Origin of the sequence: Mesorhizobium sp. M1A.F.Ca.IN.020.06.1.1 (genome assembly GCF_004023265.1) — a bacterium.
In the GTDB taxonomy this organism is placed as follows: domain Bacteria; phylum Pseudomonadota; class Alphaproteobacteria; order Rhizobiales; family Rhizobiaceae; genus Mesorhizobium.
Window position 1 is genome coordinate 1 of record NZ_RZSR01001651.1, and the last position, 618, is coordinate 618.

Consider the following 618-nt stretch of genomic DNA (forward strand, 5'->3'; position numbering starts at 1 on the left):
ATGTGAGCGATGTGCGGCCGGTAGAGTTCCGGATGACGGACAAGGCGCGGGCTGCCGCAGCGCTCGCAACGGCGCGTCTCGCTGCGCTGAGAAGCCAGGCAGTCGCGACAAAAGCCGTGTTCGGGATTGTTGACAGGAGCCGCCATCGCTGCGAACATAAAGAGAACAAACGCAATGGTACGACAGTGCAGGGCCGGCAACAAGCTTGGCCTGGGGAGAACGTATGAGCACGACCATAGTACCGCTGAGTCCTGAGCGTTGGACCGATTTCGAGGATCTCTTCGGCAAGCAGGGCGCCTGTTACGGCTGCTGGTGCACGCATTTCCGGCTGACCCCGGCGGAGCGGCGGGCGAGCGACCGCGAGCGCAACAAGGATCACATCAAGGCGCGCATCGAAGCCGGCCCGCCGCCCGGGCTTCTGGCTTTCGAGGACGGCAAGGCCGTCGGCTGGATGCAGGTCGGCCCGCGCGCCGACGTGCCTGAATGGAACAATCAAGGCCGGGGCTCGGCGCCTGTCGATCCCGCGGATGCCCAAGACCCGAACGTCTGGGCGATCTCCTGCTTTTTCATTCGCGCCAAGGCGCGGGGCAGGGGCATCACTCATCGCCTTGTCGACGG

The 618-nt window shown here is 64.9% G+C and carries 1 protein-coding gene and 1 pseudogene; one reads left to right on the top strand and one right to left on the bottom strand.

Annotation, left to right across the window (positions count from 1 at the left end; all coding sequences use genetic code 11):
- Positions 1-158: pseudogene (locus EOA60_RS39535) on the bottom strand (DNA polymerase IV); the annotation flags it as partial.
- A gap of 65 nt (positions 159-223) precedes the next feature.
- Between EOA60_RS39535 and EOA60_RS36145 the strand changes: the two are divergent.
- Positions 224-618, top strand: a 395-nt coding sequence (locus EOA60_RS36145) for a GNAT family N-acetyltransferase (protein WP_128312787.1), incomplete at its 3' end; no start/stop codon positions are given.